This is a genomic window from Streptococcus mitis (assembly GCF_946190155.1).
GTDB lineage: Bacteria > Bacillota > Bacilli > Lactobacillales > Streptococcaceae > Streptococcus > Streptococcus mitis_CL.
In genome coordinates this window covers 298,199-311,996 of sequence record NZ_CAMHZL010000001.1, presented here as the reverse complement: position 1 = coordinate 311,996, position 13,798 = coordinate 298,199, and the positions used below count along the sequence as shown (strand labels likewise).

General features: G+C 39.5%; 12 protein-coding genes. 10 read left to right on the top strand and 2 right to left on the bottom strand.

The window, feature by feature from the left end; genetic code table 11:
* The 6 genes from atpA to sdbB all read left to right on the top strand — a co-directional run bounded on the left by atpA (position 1) and on the right by sdbB (position 5,802).
* Positions 1–1,506, top strand: a complete 1,506-nt coding sequence (gene atpA / locus N8O80_RS01450) for a F0F1 ATP synthase subunit alpha (protein ID WP_042900828.1) — start codon at positions 1–3, stop codon at positions 1,504–1,506.
* 15 nt (positions 1,507–1,521) lie between these two features.
* Positions 1,522–2,400, top strand: a complete 879-nt coding sequence (locus N8O80_RS01445; RefSeq protein ID WP_000301224.1) for a F0F1 ATP synthase subunit gamma — start codon at positions 1,522–1,524, stop codon at positions 2,398–2,400.
* Positions 2,401–2,485: 85 nt separating this feature from the next.
* Positions 2,486–3,892 (top strand): F0F1 ATP synthase subunit beta, encoded by a 1,407-nt coding sequence (gene atpD, locus N8O80_RS01440; protein WP_000094357.1) that lies wholly within the window; start codon positions 2,486–2,488, stop codon positions 3,890–3,892.
* A 10-nt stretch (positions 3,893–3,902) separates the two neighbouring features.
* Complete coding sequence (locus tag N8O80_RS01435) at positions 3,903–4,322, top strand: F0F1 ATP synthase subunit epsilon (protein WP_261026517.1); 420 nt, start codon at positions 3,903–3,905, stop codon at positions 4,320–4,322.
* 194 nt (positions 4,323–4,516) lie between these two features.
* Complete coding sequence (ccdA2, locus tag N8O80_RS01430) at positions 4,517–5,224, top strand: thiol-disulfide oxidoreductase-associated membrane protein CcdA2 (RefSeq protein ID WP_033681677.1); 708 nt, start codon at positions 4,517–4,519, stop codon at positions 5,222–5,224.
* Positions 5,225–5,235: 11 nt separating this feature from the next.
* Entirely contained in the window at positions 5,236–5,802 is a 567-nt protein-coding gene (gene sdbB, locus N8O80_RS01425; RefSeq protein WP_020901470.1) for a thiol-disulfide oxidoreductase-associated lipoprotein SdbB, read from the top strand.
* A gap of 190 nt (positions 5,803–5,992) precedes the next feature.
* Here the strand turns inward: sdbB and pbp3 are convergent, their stop codons facing one another.
* On the bottom strand, positions 5,993–7,234 hold the full coding sequence (gene pbp3, locus N8O80_RS01420) for a D-alanyl-D-alanine carboxypeptidase PBP3 (protein ID WP_261026510.1): 1,242 nt from the start codon (positions 7,232–7,234) through the stop codon (positions 5,993–5,995).
* Positions 7,235–7,336: 102 nt separating this feature from the next.
* On the opposite strand from pbp3, the gene N8O80_RS01415 reads away from it, so the two are divergent.
* The gene (locus N8O80_RS01415; protein WP_261026508.1) at positions 7,337–8,446 is read left to right on the top strand and encodes an AI-2E family transporter; all 1,110 of its coding nucleotides are present in this window, start codon (positions 7,337–7,339) and stop codon (positions 8,444–8,446) included.
* 206 nt (positions 8,447–8,652) lie between these two features.
* On the top strand, positions 8,653–9,849 hold the full coding sequence (gene tuf / locus N8O80_RS01410) for an elongation factor Tu (protein WP_001040726.1): 1,197 nt from the start codon (positions 8,653–8,655) through the stop codon (positions 9,847–9,849).
* A gap of 279 nt (positions 9,850–10,128) precedes the next feature.
* On the opposite strand, the gene N8O80_RS01405 is transcribed toward tuf, so the two are convergent.
* On the bottom strand, positions 10,129–11,142 hold the full coding sequence (locus tag N8O80_RS01405) for a lactonase family protein (RefSeq protein WP_061590106.1): 1,014 nt from the start codon (positions 11,140–11,142) through the stop codon (positions 10,129–10,131).
* Positions 11,143–11,296: 154 nt separating this feature from the next.
* Here N8O80_RS01405 and N8O80_RS01400 point away from each other — a divergent pair, with 154 nt between their 5' ends.
* Positions 11,297–12,463, top strand: a complete 1,167-nt coding sequence (locus tag N8O80_RS01400) for an AI-2E family transporter (protein WP_261026505.1) — start codon at positions 11,297–11,299, stop codon at positions 12,461–12,463.
* Positions 12,453–13,682 carry a tetratricopeptide repeat protein gene (locus tag N8O80_RS01395; RefSeq protein WP_261026503.1) on the top strand — a complete coding sequence of 410 codons (1,230 nt, stop codon included), beginning with the start codon at positions 12,453–12,455 and terminating at the stop codon, positions 13,680–13,682. Before N8O80_RS01400 ends, N8O80_RS01395 begins: the two co-directional genes overlap by 11 nt.
* Positions 13,683–13,798 lie beyond the last annotated feature (116 nt).

Sequence of the window (13,798 nt, the reverse complement as noted above, 5' to 3'; positions counted from 1 at the left end):
TTGGCAATTAACGCACAAGAAATCAGCGCTTTAATTAAGCAACAAATTGAAAATTTCAAACCCAATTTTGATGTGACTGAAACAGGTGTTGTAACCTATATCGGGGACGGTATCGCGCGTGCTCACGGCCTTGAAAATGCCATGAGTGGAGAGTTGTTGATTTTTGAAAACGGCTCTTATGGGATGGCTCAAAACTTGGAGTCAACAGACGTTGGTATTATCATCCTAGGTGACTTTACAGATATCCGTGAAGGCGATACAATCCGCCGTACAGGTAAAATCATGGAAGTCCCAGTAGGTGAAAGTCTGATTGGTCGTGTTGTGGACCCACTTGGTCGTCCAGTTGACGGTCTTGGAGAAATCCACACTGATAAAACTCGTCCAGTAGAAGCGCCAGCTCCTGGTGTTATGCAACGTAAGTCTGTATCAGAACCATTGCAAACTGGTTTGAAAGCTATTGACGCCCTTGTACCGATTGGTCGTGGTCAACGTGAGTTGATTATCGGTGACCGTCAGACAGGGAAAACAACAATTGCGATTGATACAATCTTGAACCAAAAGGGTCAAGATATGATCTGTATCTACGTAGCGATCGGACAGAAAGAATCAACAGTTCGTACGCAAGTAGAAACACTACGTCAGTACGGTGCCTTGGACTACACAATCGTTGTGACAGCCTCTGCTTCACAACCATCTCCATTGCTCTTCCTAGCTCCTTATGCTGGGGTTGCCATGGCGGAAGAATTTATGTACCAAGGTAAGCATGTTTTGATCGTTTATGATGATCTTTCAAAACAAGCGGTAGCTTATCGTGAACTGTCTCTTTTGCTTCGTCGTCCTCCAGGTCGTGAAGCCTTCCCAGGGGATGTTTTCTACCTTCACAGCCGTTTGCTTGAGCGCTCAGCTAAAGTTTCTGATGAACTTGGTGGTGGATCTATTACAGCCCTACCGTTTATCGAGACACAAGCAGGAGATATCTCTGCCTATATCGCAACCAACGTGATTTCAATCACTGATGGACAAATCTTCCTTGGTGATGGTCTCTTCAATGCGGGTATTCGTCCAGCCATTGACGCGGGTTCATCTGTATCTCGTGTAGGTGGTTCTGCACAAATTAAAGCCATGAAAAAGGTTGCTGGTACACTTCGTATCGACCTTGCTTCATACCGTGAGTTGGAAGCCTTCACTAAGTTTGGTTCTGACTTGGACGCAGCAACACAGGCTAAGTTGAACCGTGGACGTCGTACAGTTGAAGTCTTGAAACAACCTGTTCACAAACCATTACCTGTTGAGAAACAAGTAACCATTCTCTATGCTTTGACACATGGTTTCTTGGATACTGTTCCAGTAGATGAAATTGTTCGTTTTGAGGAAGAGTTCCATGCCTTCTTTGATGCTCAACATCCAGAGATTTTGGAAACCATTCGTGATACAAAAGACTTGCCAGAAGAAGCAGTCTTGGATGCTGCGATTACAGAGTTTCTCAATCAAACCAGCTTCCAGTAAGAATAGAGGTGTCAGATGGCAGTATCTCTAAATGATATTAAAACAAAAATCGCCTCAACAAAAAATACGAGTCAAATCACTAATGCCATGCAGATGGTATCAGCTGCTAAGCTAGGTCGTTCTGAAGAAGCTGCTCGCAACTTCCAAGTTTATGCTCAAAAAGTTCGTAAACTTTTGACGGATATTCTTCATGGTAATGGAGCTGGTAGTTCAACTAATCCGATGTTGATTAGTCGTCCAGTTAAGAAGACAGGCTATATCGTCATTACTTCAGACCGCGGTTTGGTTGGAGGTTATAATTCTTCTATTCTGAAAGCCGTTATGGAGCTGAAAGAAGAATACCATCCAGACGGTAAAGGTTTTGAAATGATTTGTATTGGTGGAATGGGAGCTGATTTCTTTAAGGCTCGTGGTATTCAACCACTTTATGAATTACGTGGCTTGGCAGACCAACCTAGCTTTGATGAAGTTCGTAAGATTATTTCAAAAACTGTTGAAATGTACCAAAATGAACTTTTTGATGAACTCTATGTCTGCTACAACCACCATGTCAATACGCTAACTAGTCAAATGCGTGTGGAGCAAATGCTTCCAATTGTTGACTTGGATCCAAATGAAGCAGATGACAGTTACAGCTTGACCTTTGAATTGGAAACTAGCCGAGAAGAAATTTTGGAGCAGTTGTTGCCTCAGTTTGCAGAAAGTATGATTTACGGGGCTATTATCGATGCTAAGACAGCTGAAAATGCTGCAGGTATGACCGCCATGCAAACAGCGACAGATAATGCTAAGAAAGTCATTAATGATTTGACAATTCAGTATAACCGTGCCAGACAGGCGGCGATTACACAAGAAATTACAGAAATCGTAGCAGGAGCTAGTGCCTTAGAATAGGCACTAGTCCAGCTCGTATGAAAATGAACTTAGGACCTAGTTAAGCTAGGGACCGACAGTATCTTATATAGAATAGGAGAAGGAGATGAGTTCAGGTAAAATTGCTCAGGTTATCGGTCCCGTTGTAGACGTCTTGTTTGCAGCAGGGGAAAAACTTCCTGAGATTAACAATGCACTTGTCGTCTACAAAAATGACGAAAGAAAAACAAAAATCGTCCTTGAAGTAGCCTTGGAGTTGGGAGATGGTATGGTTCGTACTATCGCCATGGAATCAACAGATGGTTTGACTCGTGGAATGGAAGTATTGGACACAGGTCGTCCAATCTCTGTACCAGTAGGTAAAGAAACTTTGGGACGTGTCTTCAACGTTTTGGGAGATACCATTGACTTGGAAGCTCCTTTTACAGAAGATGCAGAGCGTCAGCCAATTCATAAAAAAGCTCCAACTTTTGATGAGTTGTCTACCTCTTCTGAAATCCTTGAAACAGGGATTAAGGTTATCGACCTTCTTGCCCCTTACCTTAAAGGTGGTAAAGTTGGACTTTTCGGTGGTGCCGGAGTTGGTAAAACTGTCTTGATTCAAGAATTGATTCACAACATTGCCCAAGAACACGGTGGTATTTCAGTATTTACTGGTGTTGGGGAACGTACTCGTGAGGGGAATGACCTTTACTGGGAAATGAAAGAATCAGGTGTTATCGAGAAAACAGCCATGGTATTTGGTCAGATGAATGAGCCACCAGGAGCACGTATGCGTGTTGCCCTTACTGGTTTGACAATCGCTGAATACTTCCGTGATGTAGAAGGACAAGACGTGCTTCTCTTTATCGATAATATCTTTCGTTTCACTCAGGCTGGTTCAGAAGTATCTGCCCTTTTGGGTCGTATGCCATCAGCCGTTGGTTACCAACCAACACTTGCTACGGAAATGGGTCAATTGCAAGAGCGTATTACATCAACTAAAAAGGGTTCTGTAACCTCTATCCAGGCTATCTATGTGCCAGCGGATGACTATACTGACCCAGCGCCAGCAACAGCCTTTGCTCACTTGGATTCAACAACTAACTTGGAACGTAAGTTGGTACAATTGGGTATCTATCCAGCCGTTGACCCACTTGCTTCAAGCTCACGTGCCTTGGCACCTGAAATTGTTGGAGAAGAGCACTATGCAGTTGCTGCTGAAGTAAAACGCGTTCTTCAACGTTACCATGAATTGCAAGATATCATTGCTATCCTTGGTATGGATGAGCTTTCTGATGAAGAAAAGACCTTGGTTGCTCGTGCCCGTCGTATCCAGTTCTTCTTGTCACAAAACTTCAACGTTGCGGAACAATTTACTGGTCAGCCAGGTTCTTATGTTCCAGTTGCTGAAACTGTTCGTGGCTTTAAGGAAATACTTGATGGTAAACACGACCACTTGCCAGAAGATGCCTTCCGTGGTGTAGGTTCTATCGAAGATGTGATTGCAAAAGCTGAAAAAATGGGATTTTAAGAGGTGATCTATGGCTCAGTTAACTGTCCAGATCGTGACACCAGATGGTCTCGTCTATGATCACCATGCCAGCTTTGTATCAGTTCGAACTCTGGATGGTGAGATGGGAATCTTGCCACGACATGAAAATATGATTGCAGTTTTAGCAGTTGATGAGGTTAAGGTTAAACGTGTAGATGATGAAAATCACGTGAACTGGATTGCAGTGAACGGAGGCGTTATCGAAGTTGCCAATGGCGTTGTCACAATTGTTGCTGACTCTGCAGAACGTGCTCGTGATATCGACGTTAGTCGTGCAGAACGTGCCAAACTTCGAGCAGAGCGTGAAATTGAAGAAGCACAAGACAAACACTTGATTGACCAAGAACGTCGTGCTAAGATTGCTTTGCAACGTGCCATTAACCGTATTAATGTCGGAAAAAGACTATAAGAAAAATGAACTTGAATTATCAAGTTCATTTTTTATGTATTCTTAAGGGGCAAAACTGATGCAAAATTAGAATCTTCTAGTGATATAAAAGATAATTAAAAGATAGCATAGTTCAATTTGCGTAGCAGAAATCATACAAATAAAATTGATTATAGTAAAATAGAATTAGAATTATTAAGAAAGTTGGTTCGTTATTGGAAACGATAGTATTTTCAATCTCTGTTTTTTTAGCAGGGATCTTGTCCTTCTTTTCCCCTTGCATTTTCCCTCTGTTACCTGTCTATACTGGTATCTTATTGGATGATCAGGATAGTGCAAAAAGTTTTTCATTATTTGGGAAAAAAGTTGCCTGGTCAGGTTTGATTCGAACACTTTGCTTTATTGCAGGTATCTCTCTCATTTTCTTTATCTTAGGATTTGGTGCTGGTTACTTTGGTAATATTCTCTATGCAAATTGGTTTCGCTATACCATGGGAACAATTATCATCATTTTAGGCCTACACCAGATGGAAATTTTTCATTTTAAGAAATTAGAGATTCAAAAAAGCTTTACCTTCAAGCAATCAGCAGCCAATCGTTATTGGTCAGCCTTTTTGCTTGGTATTACCTTTAGCTTTGGTTGGACGCCTTGTATTGGTCCAGTTTTAAGTTCTGTTTTAGCACTTGCGGCTTCTGGAGGCAATGGCGCTTGGCAAGGAGCTATCTATACCTTGATTTACACTCTTGGAATGGCCATTCCTTTCTTGGTCTTGGCTCTAGCTTCAGGCGTAGTGATGCCTTATTTTAGTAAACTCAAGCGTCATATGATGCTACTGAAGAAAATTGGTGGTTTCCTCATTATTTTAATGGGAATTTTGTTACTATTAGGACAAGTAAATGTTCTAGCTGGAATTTTTGAATAAAGGAGAAAAAGATGAAAAAAGTAATGTTTGCTGGCTTAAGCCTCTTGTCACTAGTTGTATTGATGGCCTGTGGTGAGGAAGAAAGTAAAAAGACTCAAGCACCAGAACAATCTCCAAAACAACAGCAACAAACGCCTGTACAACAAATTGCTGTTGGAAAAGAGGCTCCAGACTTTACCTTGCAATCAATGGATGGCAAAGAAGTCAAGTTATCGGATTATAAGGGGAAAAAGGTTTATTTGAAGTTTTGGGCTTCATGGTGTGGTCCATGTAAGAAAAGTATGCCAGAGTTGATGGAATTAGCTGCGAAACCAGATCGTGATTTTGAAATTCTTAGTGTCATTGCACCAGGAATTCAAGGTGAAAAAACTGTCGAGCAATTTCCACAATGGTTCCAAGATCAAGGATATAAAGATATCCCAGTACTTTATGACACAAAAGGAACCACCTTCCAAGCTTATCAAATTCGAAGCATTCCTACAGAATACCTGATTGATAGTCAAGGAAAGATTGGAAAGATTCAATTTGGTGTCATCAGCAACGAGGATGCAGAAGCAGCCTTTAAAGAAATGAACTAGAATCAAGATTTTAAAATAGTATTTATACAATCAAACCCCTAGATTTTAGATAGTATTAATCTAAGATTTAGGGGATTTTTGCTATCAATAAATTAAGTTTAAAAAAAGAAGGGAGTACTGTATTATACAGATTCCCTTTCTTTTTCTTTAAACATAATATTTATTTTTTAGCTTTAAGAAGTTTATTATATCATAGCTTCTCGTTGATAAAGCGGATAAACTGATTCCACCAAACTTTTAAAAAGAAGGCTTTTTCAACTTTCTTTTCTGCTACCATTTCAAAACTAGGCCGTTCTGTGGTAATGTAACCTTGACCAACCAAGTCTGAGTCTTCATAAGTCAAATGTCCGACCACTGTTCCGGCTTCAAGTGGTGCTGGAATTGCCTTAGCATCAGGTGTGAATTGAATAGATTGGGAAGATTGACCTCCAACACGTTCAATTAGAGAAATATCATCTTTGGCAACAGCAGTGACTGTATCTTCTTTTCCATCCTGTACAGGGGCTTTGCTATCTTGATAGGCATCGCCTTTCTGAACGATTTTACGAAGTGTGAATGTAGAAGAGATATAATCCATTAGTGAGGATGTAGCTGTGAAGCGAGCGTAAGGATTATTGTCTTGATGATCTGCATTCAAAACAACTGTGATAACCCTCATTCCTTTTTCGAAAGTAGTACCAACAAAAGACTCTCCAGCCTTATCTGTGGTCCCTGTTTTTAATCCATCAAAACCACCGCGATAAGCAGGCATACCCTCTAACATGTAATTGGTAGAAGTGATTGTCATTCCAGCAAAAGTAGAAGAAGGTTTTTTCGTGATTTCTAAGACTTGTGGGTATTTTTTGATGAGGTTGCGAGCAACGATAGCGACATCATAAGCACTGAGCTTATTTTCCTCATCTTTTTTAGAGCCCGGGTAAATGTTATCCCCTAGTGTCTCATTGTTAAGACCCGTCGTATTGACAACAGTGGCATCCTGAATTCCCCATTCTAAGAGCTTTGCGCGCATCATATCGACGAAATCTTTTTCTGAGCCAGCAATTTTCTCAGCTAGGGCAATAGCCGCACTGTTAGCACTAGATACCAGGGTTGCCTCAAGCAACTCTTCGACAGTATAATTACGAGCCTCCATAGGAACATTACTTGCTTCAGAATTTGTTGTTAATTTGTAAGGGTAATCAGAAATATCTACCGGAGTTGATAGTGTAATACTGCCGTTTTCCAAGGCTTCATAGACAAGATAAACAGTAATTAACTTTGTGATTGAAGCAATTTCAACTGGCTGGGTTGCATCTTTCTCATAGAGAATTTTACCAGTATTCGCCTCAACAGCAATTGCATGTTTAGCAGCAATATTAAAATCTTGAGCAGCAACAGTAGATGCTGAGCCAATAAGGGACAGGCTTAATAGAGTTAAAATAATTTTTTTCATAGTAAGTTTATTCTAACATAAAGAAAAAAATATTCCCAGTTTCATGATATAAGAAAGAAGCTTTTTTGAAAGTGTGGTAAAATAGATAAATGGAGGTACCCCATGTTTCGTAAGAATAAATTATTTTTTTGGACCAGTGAGATTTTACTATTAACCATCATCTTCTATTTATGGAGACAGATGGGTGGGATTATAACGCCTTTTGTAAGTGTCGCAAACACTATAATGATTCCCTTTCTTTTAGGTGGTTTTTTATATTATTTGACCAATCCTATTGTAAATTTTTTACAAAAGTATTTCAAAATTAACCGTATCATTGGTATTCTACTAACCTTGTGCGCCTTGGTCTGGGGGCTAGTTATTGGGGTAGTCTATCTCTTACCGATTTTGATTAATCAGTTGACCAGTTTGATAGCAACAAGTCAGACAATCTACAGTCGTTTGCAAGATTTGATTGTGGATTTATCTACCTATCCAGCCTTTCAAAATTTAGATATTCAAGCGACGATTCAACAGTTAAATCTCTCCTATGTAGATATTCTACAGAATATCCTAAATAGTGTAACGAATAGTGTTGGAAGTGTCTTATCTGCGCTCTTTAGTACAGTTTTGATTATTATCATGACACCTGTGTTTTTAATTTATTTTTTGTTAGATGGTCACAAATTCTTGCCGATGCTTGAACGTACTGTTTTAAAGAGAGATAAGTTGCATATTGCAGGCCTCTTAAAAAATTTGAATGCGACAATTGCTCGCTATATTAGTGGAGTTGCAATTGATGCGATTATTATTGGGTGTTTGGCCTTTGTCGGATATAGTGTTATTGGTTTGAAATATGCTTTGGTCTTCGCCATCTTTTCAGGATTAGCCAATCTCATTCCTTATGTGGGACCAAGTATTGGTCTGATTCCGATGATTATCGCAAATGTCTTTACTGATCCCCATAGAATGCTGATTGCAGTTATTTATATGCTGATTATTCAACAAGTAGACGGGAACATCCTTTACCCTCGAATCGTAGGTGGAGTGATGAAGGTTCATCCAATTACGATTTTAGTATTACTTTTGTTATCAAGTAATATCTATGGTGTTATTGGCATGATTGTCGCAGTACCAACTTATTCTATCTTAAAAGAAATTTCTAAGTTTTTATCACGTTTGTATGAAAATCATAAAATAATGAAAGAACGAGAAAGAGAATTAGCTAAGTAAAAGTCAGGAAATTCCTGATTTTTCTTTTTCATTAAAGAAGTAATAGGAGTAGAAATACCGTTTAGATTAGCAGATTAAGAATAATTCACAAAAACTTTGTAAAACACTTGCAATTTAGCTGAAATTTGATAAAATAGTAAGGAAAGTTAGACTGTATTGCCTACTGTCTATCTATAAAATATATTTTATTGGAGGCTTTTACTCAAATGGCAAAAGAAAAATACGATCGTAGTAAACCACACGTTAACATTGGTACTATCGGACACGTTGACCACGGTAAAACTACCCTAACTGCAGCTATCACAACTGTTTTGGCACGTCGCTTGCCTTCATCAGTTAACCAACCTAAAGACTATGCGTCTATCGATGCTGCTCCAGAAGAACGCGAACGCGGTATCACTATCAACACTGCGCACGTTGAGTACGAAACTGAAAAACGTCACTACGCTCACATCGACGCTCCAGGACACGCGGACTACGTTAAAAACATGATCACTGGTGCCGCTCAAATGGACGGTGCTATCCTTGTAGTAGCTTCAACTGACGGACCAATGCCACAAACTCGTGAGCACATCCTTCTTTCACGTCAGGTTGGTGTTAAACACCTTATCGTCTTCATGAACAAAGTTGACTTGGTTGACGACGAAGAATTGCTTGAATTGGTTGAAATGGAAATCCGTGACCTATTGTCAGAATACGACTTCCCAGGTGACGATCTTCCAGTTATCCAAGGTTCAGCTCTTAAAGCCCTTGAAGGTGACACTAAATACGAAGACATCGTTATGGAATTGATGAACACAGTTGATGAGTACATCCCAGAACCAGAACGTGATACTGACAAACCATTGCTTCTTCCAGTCGAAGACGTATTCTCAATCACTGGACGTGGTACAGTTGCTTCAGGACGTATCGACCGTGGTATCGTTAAAGTCAACGACGAAATCGAAATCGTTGGTATCAAAGAAGAAACTCAAAAAGCAGTTGTTACTGGTGTTGAAATGTTCCGTAAACAACTTGACGAAGGTCTTGCCGGAGATAACGTAGGTGTCCTTCTTCGTGGTGTTCAACGTGACGAAATCGAACGTGGACAAGTTATCGCTAAACCAGGTTCAATCAACCCACACACTAAATTCAAAGGTGAAGTTTACATCCTTACTAAAGAAGAAGGTGGACGTCACACTCCATTCTTCAACAACTACCGTCCACAATTCTACTTCCGTACTACTGACGTTACAGGTTCAATCGAACTTCCAGCAGGTACTGAAATGGTAATGCCTGGTGATAACGTGACAATCGACGTTGAGTTGATCCACCCAATCGCCGTAGAACAAGGTACTACATTCTCTATCCGTGAGGGTGGACGTACTGTTGGTTCAGGTATGGTTACAGAAATCGAAGCTTAATTCGATTTAGTTCCCAGAAGAACAATTATTTAAGTCAGACACTAAAAGAATCTTGCATTGCAAGGTTCTTTTTTATAATCTAATAATACTCTGTTTCGCTCCGTAAGATGCATGATAATTAATTGATGGCTGAGAAGAATTTTTATTTCTCATTGATAAGTGTTTGCAGAAAGTTTTCAGTTTTTAGGGGAGTAGTTTAGAAAATATAAAAAAGACAAACACTAAAATGATGTTTGTCTATGGTGTGTAGAACTTGTTAGAAGTGTGGTTATAATTGTCTTAATTAGCAAATCTGATGCAGACGGCTTCTGGTATATGGAAGTCATTAGAAAGTTCTGCTAGACGACCAGTTTCAGGATTGCGTTTAAAGACGGTTGCATTGTCAGAGTCCTGATGGACAGCAATGACAAATTCTTGATCCGGTGTCAAATCAAAATCACGTGGAGTCTGACCATGTGTCGGAACGATTTCTAATAACTCTAAGCTACCATCCGCAAGAATTGTATATACTGCGATAGAATCATGACCACGGTTAGAAGCGTAGAGGTATTTACCGTCTTTAGAGAGACGAATAGCAGCAGTTCCATTAAAACCTTTGTAACCTTCTGGTAGAGTTGAAATGACTTGCATGCGTTCAAATTCGCCAACACCATCGTAGATTAGAACCTCGATAGTGCTATTGAGTTCACAAATGAGATAAGCGATTTTATAATGGTTATGGAAAATAATATGGCGTGAGCCTGCTCCTGGCTGGCTATGATAGGTATAGAGCTTAGATAATTTTCCTTCTGAATCAAGATCATAAGTAATTACTTGGTCAGTACCTAAGTCGCAGGTCACTAGATAGTGGTCAGGTGTTAAATCTGTAAAGTGAACATGGGGAGAAGCTTGATTCTCATGTGGACCTTGGCCACTGTGTTGATCTACATCACTAAGTAGAAGACTGCCATCTTCCTTGCGTTTATAAACAAGGACCTGTCCCTTGTGGTAGTTTGCCGCGTAAACCAAATCACGCTTTTCATCAACGGCAACATAACAGTGGGGAGCTCCTTTTTCCACGACATGATTTAATAAGGTTCCATCAGTTTGATAGGCTGCAATCCCCCCCTTATCGTCTTGACTACCAACAGTGTATAAATGTTGGTGCTGGTCAAAGGCAAGGTAGGTTGGACTTGGTTCAGCTGCAAAAAGTTCTAGATTTGAAAGCTGACCAGTTTCTGTATCAAAGTCTGCCTTGTAAATCCCTTGGGAAGTACGACGTGTATAAGTTCCAAAATAAACAGTTTCTTTCATGACTATACCTCTTTATAAAGATAAGTCTATTATATCACAAAATGAATTTATAATATGCTATGCGGTGCAATTGAGTAGTATGTAAGCACTTTAAAAAAGAGTTATTTTGATTTAAAAATGGTATAATGGAAAGAATAACAGAAAGGAATTATTTATGGAACAAAAAGAGAAACATTTTAGTCTATCTTGGTTTTTCAAGTGGTTTTTGGACAACAAGGCAATTACGGTATTTTTGGTAACCTTATTATTGGGACTGAATCTTTTTATTTTAAGCAAGATTAGTTTTCTATTTTCACCTGTTTTAGACTTTTTGGCAGTCGTGATGTTGCCAGTCATTCTATCTGGTTTACTATACTATTTACTGAATCCCATTGTTGATTGGTTGGAGAAGCATAAGATTAATCGCGTCATCGCAATCAGTATTGTCTTTGTCATCATCGCTCTCTTTATCATTTGGGGCTTGGCAGTGGCTATTCCAAGTCTGCAACGTCAAGTTTTAACCTTTGCAAGAAATGTACCAATCTATCTCGAAGATGCTGATCGAGTTATTAATGATTTGGTTACCAAGCGTTTACCAGATGATTTCAGACCTCAGTTAGAGCAAGTTTTAACAAACTTCTCTAGTCAGGCTACAGTTTGGGCAAGTAAGGTTTCATCTCAGGCAGTCAACTGGGTGAGTGCCTTTATTAGCGGGGCATCTCAAGTGATTGTTGCCTTGATTATCGTTCCTTTCATGCTCTTTTATCTCTTGCGTGATGGGAAAGGCTTGCGTAACTATTTGACCCAATTCATGCCAACGAAATTGAAGGAACCTGTAGGACAGGTTTTGTCAGAAGTGAATCAACAGTTGTCCAACTATGTTAGAGGACAAGTAACAGTGGCTATTATTGTAGCAGTAATGTTTATCATATTCTTCAAGATTATCGGTCTACGCTATGCAGTTACGTTGGGGGTCACTGCTGGTATTTTAAATCTGGTTCCTTATTTGGGTAGCTTCTTAGCCATGCTTCCTGCCCTAGTATTGGGCTTGATTGCTGGGCCAGTCATGCTTTTAAAAGTAGTGATTGTCTTTATAGTAGAACAAACTATTGAAGGCCGTTTTGTCTCTCCATTGATTTTGGGAAGTCAATTAAACATCCATCCCATTAATGTTCTCTTTGTTTTGTTGACTTCAGGATCCATGTTTGGTATCTGGGGAGTTTTACTCGGTATTCCGGTTTATGCTTCTGCTAAAGTTGTCATTTCAGCCATTTTTGAATGGTATAAGGTAGTCAGTGGCCTATATGAACTAGAAGGAGAGGAAGTCAAGAGTGAACAATAGTCAACAGATGTTACAGGCTTTGGAAGAGCAAGATTTAGTTAAGGCAGAACATTATTTCGTCAAAGCTTTAGAAAATGATCCAAGTGACCTTCTGTATGAGTTAGCTACTTATCTTGAAGGGATTGGTTTTTATCCTCAGGCTAAGGAGATTTACCTAAAAATCGTAGAGAACTTTCCAGAGGTTCATCTTAATCTGGCAGCTATTGCTAGCGAGGATGGTCAAATCGAAGAAGCCTTTGCTTATCTTGAGGAAATCCAAGCTGACAGTGACTGGTATGTTTCAGCTTTGGTACTTAAAGCAGACCTTTACCAGCTGGAAGGTTTGACAGATGTAGCGCGTGAGAAACTGCTGGAGGCTTTGACCTACTCAGAGGATCCTCTCTTGATATTGGGCTTAGCAGAGTTGGATAGTGAGTTGGAAAATTACCAAGAAGCTATTCAAGGCTATGCCCAGTTAGATAATCGTACTATTTATGAGCAAACAGGCATTTCTACCTATCAACGAATTGGTTTTGCCTATGCACAGTTAGGGAAATTTGAAACGGCTACAAAGTTTTTAGAAAAAGCCCTGGAGTTAGAATACGATGACCTAACAGCTTTTGAGTTGGCCAGTCTTTACTTTGATCAAGAAGAATACCAAAAAGCTGTCCTCTATTTTAAGCAGCTTGATACCATTTCACCTGACTTTGAAGGATATGAGTATGGTTACAGTCAGGCCTTACATAAGGAACATCAAGTTCAAGAAGCCTTGCGTATCGCTAAGCAAGGCTTGGAGAAAAATCCTTTTGAAACTCGCCTCTTGCTAGCTGCTTCACAATTTTCTTATGAATTGCATGATGCTAGTGGTGCAGAAAACTACCTCCTTACTGCTAAAGCAAACGCTGAGGATACAGAAGAAATTTTACTCCGTTTAGCAACTATTTATCTAGAACAGGAACGTTATGAGGACATTCTAGACTTACAAAGTGATGAGCTAGAAAATCTTTTGACCAAGTGGATGATTGCTCGTTCTTATCAAGAGATGGACGATTTGGATACTGCCTATGAGCTTTACAAAGAGTTGGCAGGAGATTTGAAAGACAATCCCGAATTTCTGGAACACTATATCTATCTCTTGCGTGAATTGGGCTACTTTGAGGAAGCAAAAGTCAATGCTCAAACTTACTTAAAACTGGTTCCAGATGATGTGCAAATGCAAGAACTATTTGAGAGATTGTAAGGATATATTTTAAAAACTGTATCTAATCATTTTTGATAATAAAATCTACAGGCTATTTTATCTATTGTATGATGAGAGTATATTTGCGTTGTTGTGTTTGTGTTCGAGTTTCCAAT

Coding starts and splice junctions, on each gene's coding strand:
- N8O80_RS01445 (WP_000301224.1), top strand. CDS start 1,522: ATGGCAGTATCTCTAAATGATATTAAAACAAAAATCGCCTCAACAAAA.
- atpD (WP_000094357.1), top strand. CDS start 2,486: ATGAGTTCAGGTAAAATTGCTCAGGTTATCGGTCCCGTTGTAGACGTC.
- N8O80_RS01435 (WP_261026517.1), top strand. CDS start 3,903: ATGGCTCAGTTAACTGTCCAGATCGTGACACCAGATGGTCTCGTCTAT.
- sdbB (WP_020901470.1), top strand. CDS start 5,236: ATGAAAAAAGTAATGTTTGCTGGCTTAAGCCTCTTGTCACTAGTTGTA.
- pbp3 (WP_261026510.1), bottom strand. CDS start 7,234: ATGAAAAAAATTATTTTAACTCTATTAAGCCTGTCCCTTATTGGCTCA.
- N8O80_RS01415 (WP_261026508.1), top strand. CDS start 7,337: ATGTTTCGTAAGAATAAATTATTTTTTTGGACCAGTGAGATTTTACTA.
- tuf (WP_001040726.1), top strand. CDS start 8,653: ATGGCAAAAGAAAAATACGATCGTAGTAAACCACACGTTAACATTGGT.
- N8O80_RS01405 (WP_061590106.1), bottom strand. CDS start 11,142: ATGAAAGAAACTGTTTATTTTGGAACTTATACACGTCGTACTTCCCAA.
- N8O80_RS01400 (WP_261026505.1), top strand. CDS start 11,297: ATGGAACAAAAAGAGAAACATTTTAGTCTATCTTGGTTTTTCAAGTGG.